The organism is Cohnella ginsengisoli (assembly GCF_029525555.1).
GTDB classification, from domain to species: Bacteria; Bacillota; Bacilli; order Paenibacillales; family Paenibacillaceae; genus Cohnella; species Cohnella ginsengisoli.
The window spans coordinates 2313763-2332195 of sequence record NZ_JAPDHZ010000002.1 but is presented as its reverse complement, the minus strand read 5'-3'; the positions used below and the strand labels follow the sequence as shown (position 1 = coordinate 2332195).

Here is an 18433-nt window from a genome sequence, read left to right as displayed (position 1 = left end):
ATTGATTTTTGAAATACAAATCAACGGATAAACCATGACGGACAAACTTGACTAGAGAGGAATGCATCGTTTATTATGTAACAGTAACAGTTACTGTTACTTATAAATGAAAAGGAGTGAACGATATGTATTATCAAGTTAACGGCGTCAATCTTCATGTTGAACAGCAGGGAGCGGGAGGAACGGCGCTTGTGTTTTTGCATTTTTATGGCGGATCGGCACGGACTTGGGGGAAAGTGATTGAAGGTCTGAAGCAGGACTACACTTGCATCGCTTATGACCACCGCGGATGGGGAGATTCAGACAAGACAGCTGCAACTTATACCATCAAGGATCTGGCCGACGACGCTCAAGCGCTTATTCAAGAGCTTGGTTTGAAGCGGTACGTGCTCGTAGGTCATTCCATGGGCGGGAAGGCCGCACAATTGTTGGCTTCACGCCGGCCCGCTGGCTTGGAAGGCTTGGTGCTGGTTGCGCCATCTACCCCGACTCCGCAAGATATGCCGGAAGAAATGAGAGCGTCAATGGTTCATTTTTACGATAATCGGGAAGGCGCAGAAATCGCTTTGAATAATATTGCTTTGCTCCCTCTTGAAGAGCATGTACGAGAAATGGCGCTTGAGGATATGCAAAAAAAGCGTCCCTTTGTCCCGGGCGGCCTGGCCTGAAAAGGCGATGCTTGAAGATATATCTGCGGAAGTAAAAAACATCAATGTGCCCACACTGGTTCTAGCCGGAGAATCCGACCCGGTAGATCGGCTGGAATCGCTGAAAAGGGAGTTGCTGCCGCGCATACCTCAGGCAGAGCTGCACGTCATCCCCCCAAACGGGCCACCTTTCTCCCTTGGAAGTGCCCGGTGAAATCTGTAAAGGCATCTCTCATTTTTTGGCCATGAGGAAGCTGTAAGCCGCTTCAGGAGCCTTCCGCCCCGAATGACGCCGACCGTATCGGCCATCTGCTCGATCTCCCCGAGCATGTGGCTCGATACGAGCAGCGTGATCCTGTATTCGGCACACAGCCGTTTGAAAAGATCGCGCAGCTCCTTCATGCCCGAAGGGTCCAGGCCGTTGATCGGTTCATCCAGGATGAGCAGCTCCGGCATCGTGATGAGGGCGCGTGCGATGCCCAGCCGCTGCCTCATGCCGAGGGAGAATTCCCGGACGGGCTTCTTGCCCGTATCCTGCAGACCCGCCTGCTCCATCATCGCGCCGATGACCTTTTTTGTCCGGAAATCCCATATATTCGCAATGCAGCTCCAGATTCTCCCGGCCCGATAAGTCGTCGTAAAAAACGGGAGAATTAATTACGCTGCCCATGCGCTTCAGCACTTCGTACGAACGAGGCGTAAGCTTTTCCCCGAACAGTTCGACCTCGCCGGCGGTCGGCTTGATCAGGTTGGTCAGCATTCTCATAAGCGTCGTCTTGCCGGCGCCGTTGTGCCCGAGAAATCCGTAGATCTCCCCCCTGCCTGATGTTCATGCTGACGTCGGATACGACCTCTGTGCCCTTGAATGCTTTGGTCACGCCGATCGTACGTGCTATATAGGTCATCGCTCCATAAGCTCCTTTGCTAGCCAGACTTCAGGACAACCGTGAACACGGTCCGCTCCCAAGGCACGCTATGCAAGACAATGGTGCCTCCCATGCGTTCGATGAGCCGCTTCGTAATGGTCAGGCCGAGGCCGCTGCCTTGATAAAGACGATTGCGCGAATCCTCGAGCGTGTACATTCGCTCGAAGACCCGGCGGTGCTCCGTCTCCGGGATGCCCTTGCCCTTGTCCCACACCTGAAGGGCAGTCTTCCCATCGTCCGTTCGCTTCAGCGTCAAGCCCAGCAGCTTGCCGTCTGCCCCATACTTCATCGCATTCGTTATTAAGTTATCCAGCACGCGCTCCAGCGCCTCCGAATCGGCCATGACATACAGGTCTTCGTCCGGCATGGACAGCTCCAACTTCATCTCAAGACTCGAGAGCATGTCGTAGAAGGACAACAGCTTCAAGCGGCACAGCTCGCTTGCGTTCACGCGGGAGAGCGTCATCTCCGTATCGCCCGCCTCCAGCTTGGCCAGGTCGAAGAAGGAATGCACGAGACGGAGTACCTCCTGCGCTTTATCCTGAATGTTCGCCGTCATCGCTTCCCGCTCGCGCTCAGCCAGTCCGCGGTCATGAAGAAGAATCTCGCTGTAGCCCAGAACCACCGTCAGCGGCGTTTTTAGATCGTGCGAGATGTTGGACAGCATGCGGCGGATCTCGATTTCCTGATTGGCGTAGCGCGCTCCGGTCCGATGCGCGTGGTCAAGCAGCCGGTTCAGGTCTATCAAGAGTCGACCGACCCGAGCGTCGCTGTCGAAGATCAGAAGCCGCTCGTTCGTGCCCTTATCCAAGATCGCGTTCAGCTTGCCGTGAAGATAGTCGAGCTGTCGGCTTCGTTTGCGCAGTCGCGCCGCTAACGCAATCACGGCAATGCCAAGCAGCGCGGTGGAAGCCGTGAGGAACCCGCTCATGTCCGATCCGCTTCCAGCTTGTACCCGAGGCCCCACAGCGTCTTAATGTATCTGGGGTCAGATGGCTCCTCTTCCAGTTTCTCGCGCAAGCGACGCATATGCACGTTAATAATGTTATCGTCTCCGATGAAAGCGTCGTTCCAGACCGACGCATAGATCTGCGTTTTTGTGTATACTCGCCCCGGATGCTCCGCGAGCAGTTTTAGGATGCCGAATTCCTTGGAAGTCAGCTTAACGGGCAGGCCGTCCCGTTCGACGACGTACGTCTCCAGATTCATGACGATCCCCCCCAATCCGGATGACCTCGTCCCGTACCGTGGAATCCGAGACCTGCACCGATGACACGGAATAATTAGAGCGGCGAATAATCGCCCGCACACGGGCGATCAATTCGATTAGCGAGAAGGGCTTGCTAACGTAATCGTCCGCGCCCAGTTCGAGCCCCAGCGCCTTGTCAACCTCGCCGTCTTTGGCCGACAGGATAAGAACGGGGACTAGGCTGACGCTCCGAATGGTCTTCAGCACCTCCAGGCCGCTTCGGCGCGGCAGCATGAGATCCAAGATGACCAGATCGTATCGGGAAGGCTGCTCCTCGAACAGACGCGCTGCCTCCATCCCATCGTAGGCATACGAGACGCGGTAGCCTTCCTTGGCCAGATAAGGACCCACCATTCCGCTGATGGCTCGATCATCCTCGACAAAAAGTATGTGATTCCCCGGCATGGATTCCCTCCGCGATCATTTTGAATCTATTAACTCACACTTAGAGACTGTTGGGCAACCCGTCTCCCTTCCCACTTCGCAAACTTAAACTTTTTGTAAGAACTGATTAAGAAAAATGCAGGGTTAGCCTTCTAAAATAAGGTTATACCGACAAGGATTCATTACGACAAGGAGGATAAATTTAATGAGAAAAACGAAAAGTTTAGGGAAGTGGATACTGGTGGTAATGGCTTTATCTGTTGCTTTAACGGGATGTACAGATTCAGACAATGATAACAAGGAGTCCAGCAATAAGCAGACACTGGTGATTGAGCATGCGACGGTAGTAGACGTAAGATCCGGAAAGTTAGTAAGCGATCAGACGATTACCATCGCGGATAATAGGATCAGTCACATTGGGAGCAGCGGGGACGTCAAGATCCCTAAGGACGCGCAAGTGAAGGATGCCAAGGGACAATACGTCATTCCCGGCCTGTGGGACATGCACGTGCATCTGGAGGACAATTACAAAGAAGCGTTCCCGCTTCTTTTGGCTAACGGAGTGACCGGAATCAGGGAGATGGGAGCGGCGCTTCCCCGGATCGATGAGTGGAATAAAAGTATTCAAGCCGGTATGACAGCGCCGCATCTCGTCTACGCGGGGATGACCTTGAATGGAGGTCCGGCCGATGATGCCCCGCATATGCGTTACTTAAAAACAGAGGAAGAAGCGCGCGAAGCGGTACGTATCAATGCGGAGAAGGGCGCGAGTCATATTAAGGTATACTCTTGGTTGCCGCGTCCTCTGTTTCTCGCGGTCGTGGATGAAGCCAAGAAATACGGTTTGCCGGTAGTCGGTCATTTGCCGGTGGAGGTTCGGGCCGAAGAAGCCGTTCAACTTGGATTCAAAAGCATCGAACATATGCACGGCTTGTTTATTGCCACTTCGAGCATCGAAGACGACATCTTCAAAAATGCCGACATGAGCGATTTGGCCGGTTATTCGGTGGCAGAGATCGAGGCTTCCCAGCATTATGACGCTCAAAAGGCAGATAAACTGTTCCGCGAGTTTAAAGAAAAAGAGGTCTGGCCTGTGCCGACCCTCGTTACCTATTTTAATATGGGCAAAACGGAAATCGATCCTCGGTCCAAATACGTACCGACCGCCGTGCAGGAGCGATGGGCCGAGACGATTCGCGCCGTTCCTCCCGAACAGACGGAATTAGTCGCTACGATTAATTCCTTGAATCCGGGCATGGTCAAGAAATTGAACGATGCCGGCGTGCCGATGCTGGCGGGCACCGATTCCGGATACGAGCTGACGAACTTAATCTACGGCGTTTCTCTCCATGACGAACTTGAATTGCTCGTGAAGAGCGGCCTCACCCCGCTGCAGGCCTTGCAGACAGCAACGCTGAATCCTGCGAAATATTTCGGGAGAGAAGAGGAGACGGGCAGCGTGGAAGAAGGAATGCAGGCCGATCTCGTGCTGCTGGACAAGAACCCGCTGGAGGACATTCGAAACACGACAAGCATCTCGGGGGGTTATCCTGGATGGGAAGCTGATGGAGAAGCAGACGTTGGACCAGGCGGTTAAAACGTATCCCGTGATCAAGGTTAACGACTGAACGGGGTCCCATCTCAGCAGCGACTAGTGGCCGGTAAAGTTCAAAGTCATCATTCATTTGAATGATGGCTTTGATGTACGAAGCGTACGATATTAGATATAAGCTTAGTATATATCATCTATAGTAAAGCGTTTACAATCATACACAGGTATGGAATCTTACTATAGGAGGCTGTTGGTTTGAACCGAAATCCATTAAAGCTTGTTGCATTATTGCTGCTTGTATTTACGACTGTGCTTGGCGCCTGCAGTACGACCGCTGATGAGGGACCTCCGAAGCGCTTTATGATTGAATGGGAAGACCATACGGTTGTCGTCAACGACGATCCACTGTTTGAGAGCGCTTCCGTAGACGCCCGTAATATTCCTCCAGGAACCTTTGGGTCCGAGTATGCCAGAATGACCAAGTTATCCGATAAAGAGTGGATGATCGTCTATACGGTCTATCGTAATCAAGGGTACTTCGAGGATGACAAGGGCGGTACCTCCCTTGAGGTCGCTATAAGCAAAGACAAGGGGAGGAGCTGGAAGGCGATATCGACCATCAGCGACCCGGGCAGAGACGTGGACAACGGACAAATCGTTAAGCTGAAAAATGGAGATTTGTTGCTCGCAGCCAGGTCTGTAAGATGGCAGGAATCCTATCGACTGCCCGTATACAAGAGCAAAGATAAGGGGCGTACCTGGACAAAACTGAGTGAGATTGATACGAATGAAGGTAAGCCAGGCAGCTTAGGCGACCCTGACAAAGGGGTTTATGAGCCGTATTTCCAGATGCTCGATAAAGGTGAATTGGCCGTATTTTACGCCAATGAGAAGCATGTAACGGGGACGCCTGCGTATAGCCAGATTATCTCCGAGAAGATATCGAAGGATAACGGGAAAACCTGGGGCGAAGAAATATTCGTCGCATGGACGCCGGACGATGCTGCGGCAAGACCGGGCATGCCGATTTCCAGCAAGCTGAAGAACGGTCAGTATACGGTCGCGTTTGAGGTGTGCGGTACTTATAATTGCAATATTTTCGTGAAGAACGCGAAGGACGGCAAGACTTGGGAGTCTGGGATCGGGACACAGGTGCCCGTTCAATCAGGGGGACCGTATGTCACCGCTTTAAAGGATGGCAGCCTCATTCTCACGTCCAATTCGAATGAAGTTTCCCTTAGTTTGGATAACGGGGCAAGCTGGGAGCTGAATCCGATTGCGCCATGGAACGGCACTTTCCCGCAATATCTATGGGCAAGTCTTTATCAGACCGGAACGGATGAGATTGCATCGGTAAACGCAACCCCCCCGCGAGCAAGGCGGGCATCGGGTCGAAATCCGGTTCGGGAAGATCACGGAGCAACCTGCAGCGTCGCAATAGTAGCCATAACAAAAAGACGATCGTCTTTTAACTGGAGGACGATCGTCTTTTTTGCGTTATGACAATTACAGTCCTTCCGGTGTAGGATACCGGACATCCCGAATGAAGGTGACGGGGACCGTCTCGCGACGGGGCGTATAGGTTCCTTCCATTTGCTGAATGATCATCTCGACGGTCTTCTCCGCTATCGCCGGAATGTTCTGCTCGATGTACGGAACGTAGGGCAGCTTAGGATCGTCAAACGAAATAAGCGTGAGATCATCCGGAATCCGCTTGCCGATCTCATAGACCGATGCATACACGAGCCGGGCGAGGACGGTATCGATGGTGATGGCGGCGGTAACCTCGGGATACGCGTGGAAGAAGGCCTTGATTTTCTCCTTCAGTCCATCGTCGTCCTGCTTCGTATTGCGCTTCAGATAGAGCCAATACTTCTTGTCGATCGGCAATGTCCGTTCAAGGAATACGTTCTCAAAGCCGGTCTCGCGCTCCCGCGTATTCGTGTTGGAATCTGCCTGCGTAATAAGCGCAATGTGCTGATGCCCTTCGCCGAGCAAGTAATCAACGACATCCATCGTTCCGTAAATATTATCGGAGGTCACGCTGCTGTTCGTAATGCTAGGCAAATAGCGGTCGACCAGTACATGAGGGAATCGGTTAAGGGACAGCTTCAGGATCTCCTCGTTGTAATTCTCATCCATGACCGGAAAGACGATAAATCCACGTACGCCAAACAGCTGGAACATCCGGATCGCTTCGACTTCTTTATCCATAATATCTTCCGTTACTCGAATCAGGGTCTGATAGCCACGATCATGAAGGCGGGACTGCACCTGGAAAAACAGCATGCTTTCGACGGGCATTGTAATGGACGGGAATATAATGCCGACAATGCCTTTAAAACCGGAATGAATCGATTGCAAAATATCTGTGCCGTTTCTCCCCGCGACAAAGGTCCCCTTTCCCTTAAGCCGAATGACGAGATTCTCGTCGCTCATGAGGGACAAAGCCTGCTTGGAGGTAATCTGGCTGACATTGAAATAGCTTGCGATTTCCTTTTCGGAAGGAACGCGATCGCCAGGACGAAGCTTGCCGGACATGATCTGTTCTCTCAAATGGATGGCGATCTGCTTATACAGAGGGATAGATCTATCGTTCGCCAATGATGATTTCGTATCGCTCATATGAGCCATCTCCTACGAAAAATATACTAACCTAAAAATTGTTTATTCTATCATATCGGTGAAGGAACGGCGTTGTCAAAGTTTATATTATGAGTCATTTTCGAAATTATACTAAATTTAGTATATAATCGTTTACCTTCAACCTGTATGCTAAGATCGCTAATTAGAAAGCGTATTCATCAATTGGGCTGCGCAAAAGAGAAATTTGGAGCGGAGGTAAGGGAATTGAAAAAAGAAGCTAGTAGAGCGGAATATCCCAGGCCGCAGTTCGTCCGTAAGGAATGGATGAGTCTAAATGGGGAATGGGGCTTCGAGTACGACGATAAGAACGTCGGCATGAAAGAAGGCTGGTACAGAAGTCATTCCTTCTCGAGAAAAATTAATGTCCCTTTCTGTTATCAAAGCGAGCTCAGCGGAATAGGAGAAACGGCTTTTCATGATATCGTCTGGTACCGCAAAGCTTTCGAACTGTCGGAAGACTGGAAGGGCCGCAGACTGATGCTGCATTTCGGAGCTGTTGATTACAGTGCAGTGGTGTGGGTAAACGGCGTACTGGTAGCAAGACATGAAGGCGGACATACGCCATTCTCAGCCGATATCGGACTTGCGCTGCGCGATGGGGAAAACGAGGTTGTCGTCCGGGCGGAGGATTACAGCCGGGATGTTACTTTGCCTCGCGGGAAGCAGTATTGGAAGGAAAAAAGCGAGATTATTTTCTATACAAGAACAACCGGGATCTGGCAATCGGTGTGGCTGGAGGCTTTGCCGGCCGTCTCTCTTGAGCGGGTGAAGTATGACCCGGATATCGACCGTAATGAGATCAGGATTCAATACTTTGTACACGGCTTGGATGAAGCTGAAGGACAGGTAACTATAAATACAAAAATTAAATTCGGCGAGGAGCTCGCTGCTGAAGAAGAGCATCAGCTTACGCATTCAAGCCTGACACGAACCATTGCCCTGCATGATTATAATGACCACGGACTTGGCCGCTGGTGGTCTCCCGAGCGTCCTAATCTGTACGACGTCGAGTTTACGATCAAGGTGAACGGGAAGGCAATCGATCAAGTAACCAGCTATTTCGGGATGCGCAAAATCTCCGTGGAGAACGGCAAGCTTTGTCTGAATAACAGGCCTTATTATATGAGACTGGTGCTCGATCAGGGCTATTTTCCGGACGGAATTATGACCGCTCCAAGCTATGAAGCTTTGAAGCAGGATGTGGAATTGACCAAAGCGATGGGCTTCAATGGTACGCGCAAGCATCAGAAGATAGAGGATCCGTTGTTCCTCCATTTATGCGATAAACTGGGCTTGCTTGTATGGGGCGAAATGGCGAATGCTTACGCTTATTCCGAGCAGTATGTAGAACGAATGATGCAGGAATGGCAGGAAGCGATCAAGCGCGATTACAATCATCCCTGTGTCGTGGTATGGGTCCCCATTAATGAGAGCTGGGGCGTTCCTAATATTCTCATTGATGAGCAGCAGCAGCATCACGCGATGACGCTCTATCATTTGACCAAGTCCCTGGATATAAGCCGCCCTGTTATATCTAATGATGGCTGGGAGCATGTCAAATCCGATCTGTATACCGTTCATGATTATGAGTGGCGTGAAGGCGTTCTGCTTGATCGTTACTCCACCGTTGAAGGAGCAACGGATGCCCCTCAGAAGAGAGAGATGCATGTTGGCGGGTATGCTTATGCCGGAGAGCCGGTTCTTGTCACGGAATTTGGCGGTATCTCCTTTCAGCGTAGCGAATGGGAAGGCTGGGGTTACTCCGGAGCTGACAGCGAGGAGGACCTGGAGAAGAGACTGAGGGCGGTCTTCGGTGCCCTGCAGCGTTCAACGCTTGTACAGGGCTTCTGTTATACGCAAATTACGGATGTCGAACAGGAAATCAACGGGTTGTTAACCTATGATCGGAAGCCCAAGCTGCCGCTTGAAACGATTCGTTCTATCGTGCTTGGAGAATAAGTTAAGTTCATACTAAGCTTGTTATAGAATGGGGTCACTCCGAATTCTATACTTAAGTTGTAGTAAGCGATTACAAAATGAAAGCAGGAGGGTTAGTTCTATGAACAAATGGAAACGGGGCAGTTGGTTAGTAACGATCTGCGCCACACTGCTGATCGCTTCGGCGTGCGGTAACGGCAATAGCAATACCAGCAATTCCGGCAGTAACGGCAATCCATCGGCAGGAAATACAGAATCGGCTTCACCAACCACGGCAGAGGAAACGAAGCAGACGGATACGAAACCTGAGGGCAAGGTTACCATTACGTACTGGAACGGTTTCTCCGGTTCGGATCGCCCGGTTCTGGAGTCGCTGGTCAAGAAGTTCAACGAATCCCAGGATGAGATCCAAGTCAAGATGGAAATTATGAACTGGGATGTTCTTTACCAGAAGTTGACGACGGCGACCGCATCCGGTCAAGGACCGGACTTTATCGCATTCGGTCCTGAGAATATCGCTAAATATGCCGACCTTGGCGTAATCGCGCCTGTTGATGATTTCTACGCGAACAACATGATTGATACCTCCCTCTTGCCAAAAGGCTACGACCAACTGCTGCATTATAAAGATCACTTCATCGGCTTCCCGATGAACTACTTTGCTCATGCGCTTTACTACAACAAGAATATGGTGAAAGCGGCCGGTCTTGATCCAGCGAAGCCGCCGACCACTTGGGACGAAATGGCGGACTGGGCCGTCAAAATGACCGATACGAAAAAAGGCCAATACGGCATGACCATTTCCTCCAGCTGGGTATACCTTCCGCAGATGATATGGGCGAACGGCGGCGACGTTATCGATTATTCAAACAAAACTTCGCTGATCAACAAGCCTGAAGCGGTAGAAGCGATTAAATATTGGGCGGATCTGGCGATCAATAAGAAGGTTTCGCCCGCCCCTAACAGCGATAACCTCAAGATGTTTGCTTCCGGCAAGCTTGGCATGATGTACGATGGCCCTTGGATGTCCCCGCAGTTCAAGGCGGCTAAAGTCGACTACGGTATCGCGCTTATGCCTGCCGGACCTGCGAAGCAAGTCACCTTCGGCTCCGGCTTGTCCATGCACCTGACGAATAAAGGCGCGAAGGATGAGAACGTAAAGAACGCTGTTTACAAATTCGCGCAGTGGTGGTTCGAGAAGGATACGCAAAAAGAATGGTCTACGAAGATCGGCTTCCCGCCGGTACGTACCGATCTTGCAGGCGATCCGGAAATTCTCGCAGCCAATCCGGATCTGGATATATTCATGAAATCGGCCGACATCGGTCAACCATGGCTGGTCGGTATCTCGAATTCCAGCAAAATCCTGACGGAAGTATTCCAAAAGTACTTTGATCAAATTCTGCTCAAAAAAATCCGATGTGCAAAGCACGCTTGATCAGGCATCCATCGATCTCGATAAAATTTTGGCTACGGAACGATAATTGAACTGCAAGGGACAGCAGGGAAGTGCCGGGCTTTAGGCCCGGGCTTCCCCATCCCTTTGTTTGAGGAAGGAGACGCCTATGAACTGGAAGGGACTTGCCTGGAACAAATCTGCCGTCGGTTTTTTGTTTGTATTGCCCAGCCTGGTCGTAATGGCGGTATTTGTCATTGTTCCGCTCTTATTCTCACTGATCTCAAGCTTGTTCAGCTTTGATATCATGCTTCAGAATTTTAAATTTATCGGCTTTGACAATTACCATACGGTGCTTGAGGATGACCGTTTCTGGAACAGTCTGAAGAATACGATCTACTTCGTCGTAGGCAATGTTCCCCTGCAAATCGCGCTCAGCCTTCTCGTTGCCGTTGCGATTAATAAGAGATCCCGCCTGAACATCGTGTTCCGCACGGTTTATTTCCTTCCAGTGGTCTGCTCGATGACGATTATCGCCATGGCGATTGCGATGATGTTCGACTTTAATATCGGCATCGTTCCGGCGCTCATGCGCCAGTTCGGTCTGCCTGTCGTCGATGTGTTTAATGATACGACATGGGCGATGCCGGCTATTATTCTAATCAGTGTGTACAAGAGCTTTGGATTCACCATGATCATCCTGCTTGCTGCGCTGCAGGGCGTACCCGAAAGCTTGTACGAAGCGGCGGAGATTGACGGGGCTGGCAGGACAGCTATGTTTTTCCGAATTACGCTTCCGTCGATTGCAACCTCCATCGCTTTTGTTGTCATTACCTCCATTATCGGTTCGTTCCAAGTGTTCGACCAGGTCTATGTGACGACTAAGGGGGGGACCGATGTTCAAGACGGAAACAATCGTACAATACATTTACGATAAAGCGTTCGTGACGAACGAGATGGGGCCCGGGATCGCAAGCGCCATTCTGCTCTTCATCCTTATTCTGGTCGTCACGATGATTAATTTGCGAATGGGACGGAAGTCCGAACAAAACTTCTGAAGAGGGAGGCAAAGAAGTGGATTCCACCATGAATCGTCAAAAAGGTATAGACCTGGGCCGCTGGATCATCATTCTGCTCCTGCTTGCCCTTGCTGTCGCTACGATATTCCCATTTATCTGGATGGCGAGTACATCGGTCAAACCGATGGGGGAAGTACTCGGATCGCCTCAGCGTCTGCTGCCGGCTCATTATGATTTCAGCACGTACGCGAAGATTTGGTCGGAAGTTCCGTTTGGCCGGTATTTCCTTAATTCTCTGGTTTTCTCTTGCTCCGTTGTGGCTATTGCCCTGTTCCTGAATTCGCTGGCTGGTTATGCATTCGCCAGGCTGCCGTTCAAAGGGAAAAATGTGCTGTTTATTCTTATTCTTTGTACGATGATGATTCCATTCCAGGTGACGATGACGCCGCTGTTCCTGATTATCTACAAGCTTGGGATGATCGATACGTATCAGGGTCTTATTATTCCGAGGGCGGCAGATGCTTTTGGCATCTTTATGATGCGACAGTTTTTCCTTACGCTTCCGAAGGACCTCGAGGAGTCCGGTAGAATCGACGGCGCAAGTGAATTCCGAATCTTCTTTCAGATCATGCTGCCGCTCTGCAAACCGGCTTTCGTTACGCTTGGCGTATTTATTTTCATGGGTAACTGGAATGACCTGCTGTACCCGCTGCTGCTGACCAACTCCGAGCAGTTCCGGCCGATCCAGGCGGCTATCGCCTTGTTCGCCGGCAAGTACGGAACGGACTACAGCTTCGTACTGACAGGGTTGCTGCTGGCATCCATACCGACGCTTGTCGCTTATTTATTCGCGCAACGTTTCTTCGTCAGCGGTATCGCGATGACGGGAATCAAGTAAGGCATCGGAGGGATAAACTTGATCTGGTCTAAAGAAAAAGCATGGAACTGGTATAGCGAACAAGGCTGGATCGTCGGCTGCAATTTTGTTCCTAGCAACTGCCTCGGTATCACCGAGATTTGGCAGGAATATAATCACGATAAAGTTAGGGGCGTTATCGAGAAAGAATTAGCGCTTGCTGCTTATACGGGGATTAACAGTATTCGTATGCTGCTTCCGTTTGAAGTATGGAAGTATCAGCATGACGGCTTTATGTCGCGCTTTGACGCCTTCCTCGATTTAATTGAAGCTTATGGCATGAAGCTGATGCCGATTTTTTTCGATGATTGCGGAAGAGGTCCTGTTGAATTTGCCACGGGGTACAAGCCGCGTTTCGGCAAACAGCCGGATCCGGTTCCGGGCCATCATGGCGGACATCCGCCAAGAATGATCGAGCACTCGGTCAACCCTACTTACCATATGGCGGACAACCAGGATAATTGGCCGGATATGGAGCGGTTTGTTAAAGAATTGGTAGGCAAATACCGAAATGATAAGCGAATTCTCGCATGGGATATTTGGAATGAACCAGGGAACTCCGGATCGGGCGGTTACGGCAATGTGAATAAGAGTTTGAAGGCGATGGAGGCGGCATTTGCCTGGGCCCGCGAGATGGAACCTGTTCAGCCGCTAACGACAGCTCCGTGGGATTTTTATCATGACTATTTCGAACGTTGTCGTCCTGGTGAGCTTACCTTAATCGAGGAGCGGGCAGTGGAATTATCCGACGTTGTATCTTTTCATTATTATGGCCCGGTTGAACGTTCCAAGGAGCTGATCGAGGCATTTAAGGCATACGAGCGGCCGCTGTTCATTACGGAATGGCTGCACCGGCCTTTTCATAATGAAGTGAAAGAGCATCTTCCGCTTTATCGGGAGGAAGGCATTGCCTGCTTCCATTGGGGCCTCGTTAACGGGAAGACGCAAACCCATGAACCATGGGACTGGATTATGCATATGGACCTGGACTTCAGCGCTTGGCAGCATGATATTTATAAGCCTGACGGCACTCCTTACCGGCATGAAGAGATCGAATTATTCCGCAGTCTGACCGGCAAATCTACCAAGAGAGATGGAGACGATTCTATGAAAGCACAAGGAACAATTGCAGCAACTTGGGAGAAGCCTGTCCTTATTCACGATATTCCGGTCTTTGAAGACCTTGGACTTGATGCTCGTTATTCGCCCCCTGGCAAATTCGGATCGCAATATGGACGAATGGTGTTCCTGCAGGATGGATCATGGCTTACCGTCTATACGATCTATGACAATAACGGATATACCTATGATGCAAACGGAGGCAACAGGCTGGAGTTCGCGGTCAGTCAGGATAAAGGGCAGTCGTGGGAAAAGATAGCCGTTCTCAGCCATCCTGCAAGAGACTTGGATAATGGTCAGCTTATTCAGCTCGACAATGGCGATTTGCTGCTGAGCTGCCGTTCCGTCAGATGGCATGAATCGTATCAGTTGCATGTTTACAAAAGCACGGATGGCGGCCGCAGCTGGGCATTCCTGTCAACGATTGACGAGATGAACGGTTCGCCGGGCAGCCTTGGCAATCCGGATAAAGGCGTATATGAACCGCATTTCTACCGTCTGGATGACGGTCGTCTCTCCGTTATGTACGCAAGCGAGAAGCATGTGATTGAGCCTCCTTATTATAGTCAGATCATCTCGCAAAAAATATCCGAAGACGACGGCAGAACGTGGGGAGAAGAGATTTGGGTCGCGTGGGACCCTGCCAGTCCTCATCTTCGGCCAGGGATGCCGGTATGGAGGAGATTGCAGGATGGCCGGTATATCGTCGTTCTGGAGGTTGTTCATCTGGTCATGTATCAGTGCGTATCGGCCGCCATTACGTATAAAATCTCGAATGACGGCGTTCATTGGGAAGCGGGCAACGGTACGTTCATTCCTGATCAGCATGGGGGTCCGTACTTTGAGCAGCTGCAGGACGGCACTTGGCTGGTGACCTCGAATTCGGGGGCAATTTCGGTGAGCAAGGACGACGGCGAGTCCTGGTATACAATCGAGCCCAAGCCGTTTAACGTTCATCTGTGGCCCAGCCTCTATGCGCTTGAGGACAACCGCTTCCTGCTGCTCAATTCGGAGGCTCGCAAGAGCGGCGGACATCACATGCAGATGTGCATCGGAAAATTGGAATAACGCGACCAGCGCTTGCAGGCCGATAAGGCTGCAAGCTCTTTTTTTTAGCCGACTTAATACGATTTTATATCATTCTTGATATATTTTTGGCTCGCTTAAGCTTTTTATAATAAAAGTGCGAGAAAGCGCATTCATATCTTGCTTAAACATTCAAAAGAAAAAGGAGGTTTGATCCAAAAAAGGTTTTTTTAAAGTCCGGCTGGTATCAATGCGCTTCACATTTAATCTTGAGGAGGAGTTCATTTGATGAAATCCATGTACAGCTTCATCTTTTTTTTGCCTGACTGCCGTATGCGTGTTCATCTTTTATCCGAATTCCGCTCACGCGGCTGCCGACAGCGGTCCTATCGTCTGGGGCTCGCCGGTGCTGATCAACAACGTTCCCAATTACACGGATGCGGGGCCCGACGCCAGAGGGATCGCCCCTGGCAAATTCGGATCGCAATTCCCGAGAATGACGAAAATGTCAAATGGGGACTGGCTTATCGTCTACACCATTTACGATAATAACGGTTACACGTATGACGTCAACGGAGGCAACAAGCTGCAAATTTCGAAAAGCACGAACAATGGAAGGTCTTGGACGACGATTTCGACCCTTGCAGATCCGGGGAGAGATCTCGATAACGGACACATCATTCAACTGGGCAACGGAGATTTATTGATGGCGGCCCGATCCGTCCGCTGGCAGGAGTCCTACAAATTGCCTGTTTATAAAAGCACGAACGGCGGCGTTTCCTGGACCTTGCTGAGTATAATCGACCAGAATAACGGAACGCCAGGTTCGCTTGGCAATCCGGACAAAGGCGTTTATGAACCTTATTTTTACGCACTGGATAATGGGCGTATCGGAGTCATGTATGCAAACGAAAAGCACGTGACCGAAAATCCGTCCTATGCGCAGACCATTTCCATGAAAGTATCATCGGATTCGGGAGCAACATGGGGAAACGAAATCTTCGTCGTAAAGGATACGGCAAATTCGGCATCGAGACCGGGCATGCCCGTATGGACCAAGATGAACGATGGAAGATACATGGTTGTTTACGAAACATGCGGCACCTACAATTGCAACGCCTTTTACAAAATCTCGAACGACGGTACGACTTGGCCAAGCGGCATCGGTACGTTGATTCCCTATCAAACGGGAGCGCCGTTCGTATTATCGCTTGCGGACGGACGGCTAGTGGTGACATCGAATACCCATGAAATTTCGATCAGCAGAGATTATGGAACGAACTGGTACCTGAATGACACGAACGCGTGGGGCTCGCTTGCCAGCAACGATAATTTATGGCCCGCTCTGTACCAGACTGGTCCTAATGAAGTCGCAGCCGTCACGTCGGCCGGAAGATCCGCACCCGGCCTTCATAATGAAGGGCATAACATCCAAGTAAAATTCGGCACCTTTAGCAGCGTCAATGTCGGCATTGTGTCAGGAGCCTACTACAAGGTAGTCGCTCAGCATAGCGGTAAAAATCTGGACGTAGACGCTGGTTCCGGGCTTGACGGCGCGAATGTGCAGCAATGGTCGAATAACGATCTCCCTCCTCAGATTTGGCAATTTTTGCTTCAATCGGACGGAAGCTATAAGATCAAGAACATGCAAAGCGGTAAACTGCTTGAAGTAAACGCCAACTCATCCGCCGACGGAGCGAACGTACAGCAATGGGGCGATAATGGATGCAGCTGCCAGAGGTGGTTCGTAGAATATGTAGGCGGAGGAATTTATCGCTTCAAAAATGCATCCAGCGGCAAAAACCTGGATGTATCGGCAGGGTCGATATCTGACGGAGCAAATGTACATCAGTGGTCAGAAAACGGAGCCCGACCTCAGCGATGGAAACTCGTTCCGGTTGAAGGCGGAATCACTTCCGGCTCTGTGTATCGATTGATCAATAAACAGAGTTCCAAGGCATTGGAGACGGCCGCAGGCTCACTATCTGCGGGCGCAAACGTACAACAATGGACATACGGCGGGCAGAGCTGGCAGAAGTGGAAGATTACCTACGTGTCTAACGGATACTATAAACTTACGAATAATAACAGCAATCTAGCGTTGGACGTATCCGGCGGATCTTTGGCTGCCGGAGCAAATGTGCAGCAATGGACGGATACGGGGGCAGACCCGCAATTGTGGAAAATCGAATATATGGGCAACGGATATTTCAAGTTGACCGCCAAACATTCTGGCCATAGCCTTGATGTATCTGACGGCTCCATGCTTGATGGAGGCAACGTCCAGCAGTGGACGGACAATGGGCTCGATCCTCAAAGGTGGCAGATTCTATCGTAATATCGAATAACGGAGTTCGAACAGACCGTTTAGACACTTCTTGCAAATGGATCCCACTTTGGAAAACCTGATCGGACGTCCTCCGATCAAGTTTTAACAATTTTTAAAAGAATCGATTCTCCGATAATCGGAACAATGACTGATTTGGACCATCAGCCCCCCGTCCTGCAACAAGGAAGGGGGCTATTTGACGCATACATGGAGCCTGAAAAGCTTGGCTGATAAAATGGGTTAAATAATGAACTTTTGTTGCGTTTTTGTCGTTGGGATTGCTCGCTATTCAAGCTATGATGAATGCTGACTGAGATACCTGCCAGCGTATTCAGTTAATTCATAATCGAGAAGGTGGCTTGCTATGGGCAATTCATTCAAAAAAAAGTGGAGGAAAAACGGAACGTTACTGGGGATGACGCTTCCGGGAATCCTATACATTTTTCTCTTTTCCTACGTGCCGATGCTCGGACTTGTGATCGCTTTTAAAAACTACAATTACGCCAGCGGGATTTGGAACAGTCCCTGGGTAGGTTTTAAGAACTTCGATTTTCTGTTCGCTACGCAGGACGCTTGGCGCATTACCTCCAATACGTTATTCCTCAACTTCTTGTTTATTTTTTTCGGTACGGTTTCCGCGATTGCTTTTGCCATCCTGCTCAATGAGATCCGGATTAAAGCGTTCAATAAGATTGTGCAATCGACGATGCTCTTGCCTTACTTGCTATCGTGGGTAATCGTCGGATACTTCGTGTACGCGCTGTTGACTTCCAACGGCCTGGTCAACCGAATCTTCGCGCTTGTCGGAGCGGAGCCGATTGAATGGTATACGGAGCCGACTTACTGGCCCGCCATTCTTACGCTGACTGCGGTGTGGAAGATGGTCGGGTACAACAGCATTATTTATTTGGCGAGCATTCTGGGCATCCATCCGGAATATTATGAGGCCGCCGTGATCGACGGAGCGAACAAATTCCAGCAAATCCGATTCATTACGCTTCCGTTAATCGCCCCGATTGTTACGATCATGGTTCTACTATCGATCGGGAGAATCTTTTATGCAGACTTCGGTTTATTTTACAATGTTACGCGCAATGTCGGGATGCTGTATCCGACGACCGATGTCATCGATACGTACGTGTTTCGCATGCTCCGCTCTGTAGGCGATATCGGCATGGCCTCCGCGGCGGGATTCTATCAGGCCGTTGTCGGTTTTGTTCTCGTCATTCTGGCGAATTATACGATCAAAAAAAAACGATAAGGACCAATCGCTATTTTAGCGGGGA

The 18433-nt window shown here is 50.4% G+C and carries 13 protein-coding genes and 2 pseudogenes; 11 read left to right on the top strand and 4 right to left on the bottom strand.

What is annotated here, in order from left to right; genetic code table 11:
• Window positions 1-125 precede the first annotated feature (125 nt).
• Entirely contained in the window at window positions 126-668 is a 543-nt protein-coding gene (locus tag OMP38_RS10885) for an alpha/beta fold hydrolase (RefSeq protein ID WP_277565085.1), read from the top strand.
• 225 nt (window positions 669-893) lie between these two features.
• Here OMP38_RS10885 and OMP38_RS10880 read toward each other — a convergent pair.
• From OMP38_RS10880 to OMP38_RS10870, 3 genes and pseudogenes are all read right to left on the bottom strand, one after another.
• Window positions 894-1552: pseudogene (locus OMP38_RS10880) on the bottom strand (ATP-binding cassette domain-containing protein); the annotation flags it as partial.
• A gap of 19 nt (window positions 1553-1571) precedes the next feature.
• Window positions 1572-2504, bottom strand: coding sequence for a sensor histidine kinase (locus OMP38_RS10875; RefSeq protein ID WP_277565084.1), 933 nt, complete (start codon window positions 2502-2504; stop codon window positions 1572-1574).
• Window positions 2501-3227 (bottom strand): annotated as a pseudogene (locus OMP38_RS10870) (response regulator transcription factor). The gene OMP38_RS10875 and the pseudogene OMP38_RS10870 overlap by 4 nt, the downstream one beginning before the upstream one ends.
• A gap of 184 nt (window positions 3228-3411) precedes the next feature.
• Here OMP38_RS10870 and OMP38_RS10865 point away from each other — a divergent pair.
• Together OMP38_RS10865 and OMP38_RS10860 are read left to right on the top strand one after the other, a co-directional pair.
• Entirely contained in the window at window positions 3412-4803 is a 1392-nt protein-coding gene (locus OMP38_RS10865) for an amidohydrolase family protein (RefSeq protein ID WP_277565083.1), read from the top strand.
• Between the two features lie 210 nt (window positions 4804-5013).
• Window positions 5014-6261, top strand: a complete 1248-nt coding sequence (locus OMP38_RS10860) for a sialidase family protein (protein WP_277565082.1) — start codon at window positions 5014-5016, stop codon at window positions 6259-6261.
• Between the two features lie 3 nt (window positions 6262-6264).
• On the opposite strand, the gene OMP38_RS10855 is transcribed toward OMP38_RS10860, so the two are convergent.
• Window positions 6265-7383 carry a GntR family transcriptional regulator gene (locus OMP38_RS10855; RefSeq protein ID WP_277565081.1) on the bottom strand — a complete coding sequence of 373 codons (1119 nt, stop codon included), beginning with the start codon at window positions 7381-7383 and terminating at the stop codon, window positions 6265-6267.
• Between the two features lie 285 nt (window positions 7384-7668).
• Here OMP38_RS10855 and OMP38_RS10850 point away from each other — a divergent pair, with 285 nt between their 5' ends.
• The 8 genes from OMP38_RS10850 (at window position 7669) to OMP38_RS10815 (ending at window position 18408) form a co-directional block, all read left to right on the top strand.
• A complete protein-coding gene (locus OMP38_RS10850; RefSeq protein ID WP_277565235.1) occupies window positions 7669-9363 on the top strand; it encodes a glycoside hydrolase family 2 protein in 1695 nt (564 codons plus the stop codon).
• A 100-nt stretch (window positions 9364-9463) separates the two neighbouring features.
• Window positions 9464-10780: an ABC transporter substrate-binding protein gene (locus OMP38_RS10845; RefSeq protein WP_277565080.1), complete on the top strand. Its 1317-nt coding sequence runs from the start codon at window positions 9464-9466 to the stop codon at window positions 10778-10780.
• Between the two features lie 127 nt (window positions 10781-10907).
• Window positions 10908-11675 carry a carbohydrate ABC transporter permease gene (locus OMP38_RS10840; protein WP_277565079.1) on the top strand — a complete coding sequence of 256 codons (768 nt, stop codon included), beginning with the start codon at window positions 10908-10910 and terminating at the stop codon, window positions 11673-11675.
• Window positions 11635-11796: a hypothetical protein gene (locus tag OMP38_RS10835; protein ID WP_277565078.1), complete on the top strand. Its 162-nt coding sequence runs from the start codon at window positions 11635-11637 to the stop codon at window positions 11794-11796. The genes OMP38_RS10840 and OMP38_RS10835 overlap by 41 nt, the downstream gene beginning before the upstream one ends.
• A 16-nt stretch (window positions 11797-11812) precedes the next feature.
• Window positions 11813-12655 (top strand): carbohydrate ABC transporter permease, encoded by an 843-nt coding sequence (locus OMP38_RS10830; RefSeq protein WP_277565077.1) that lies wholly within the window; start codon window positions 11813-11815, stop codon window positions 12653-12655.
• Between the two features lie 18 nt (window positions 12656-12673).
• On the top strand, window positions 12674-14860 hold the full coding sequence (locus OMP38_RS10825) for a sialidase family protein (protein ID WP_277565076.1): 2187 nt from the start codon (window positions 12674-12676) through the stop codon (window positions 14858-14860).
• Between the two features lie 364 nt (window positions 14861-15224).
• Complete coding sequence (locus OMP38_RS10820; protein ID WP_277565075.1) at window positions 15225-17156, top strand: RICIN domain-containing protein; 1932 nt, start codon at window positions 15225-15227, stop codon at window positions 17154-17156.
• Between the two features lie 406 nt (window positions 17157-17562).
• Window positions 17563-18408: an ABC transporter permease gene (locus tag OMP38_RS10815; protein ID WP_338130453.1), complete on the top strand. Its 846-nt coding sequence runs from the start codon at window positions 17563-17565 to the stop codon at window positions 18406-18408.
• Window positions 18409-18433 lie beyond the last annotated feature (25 nt).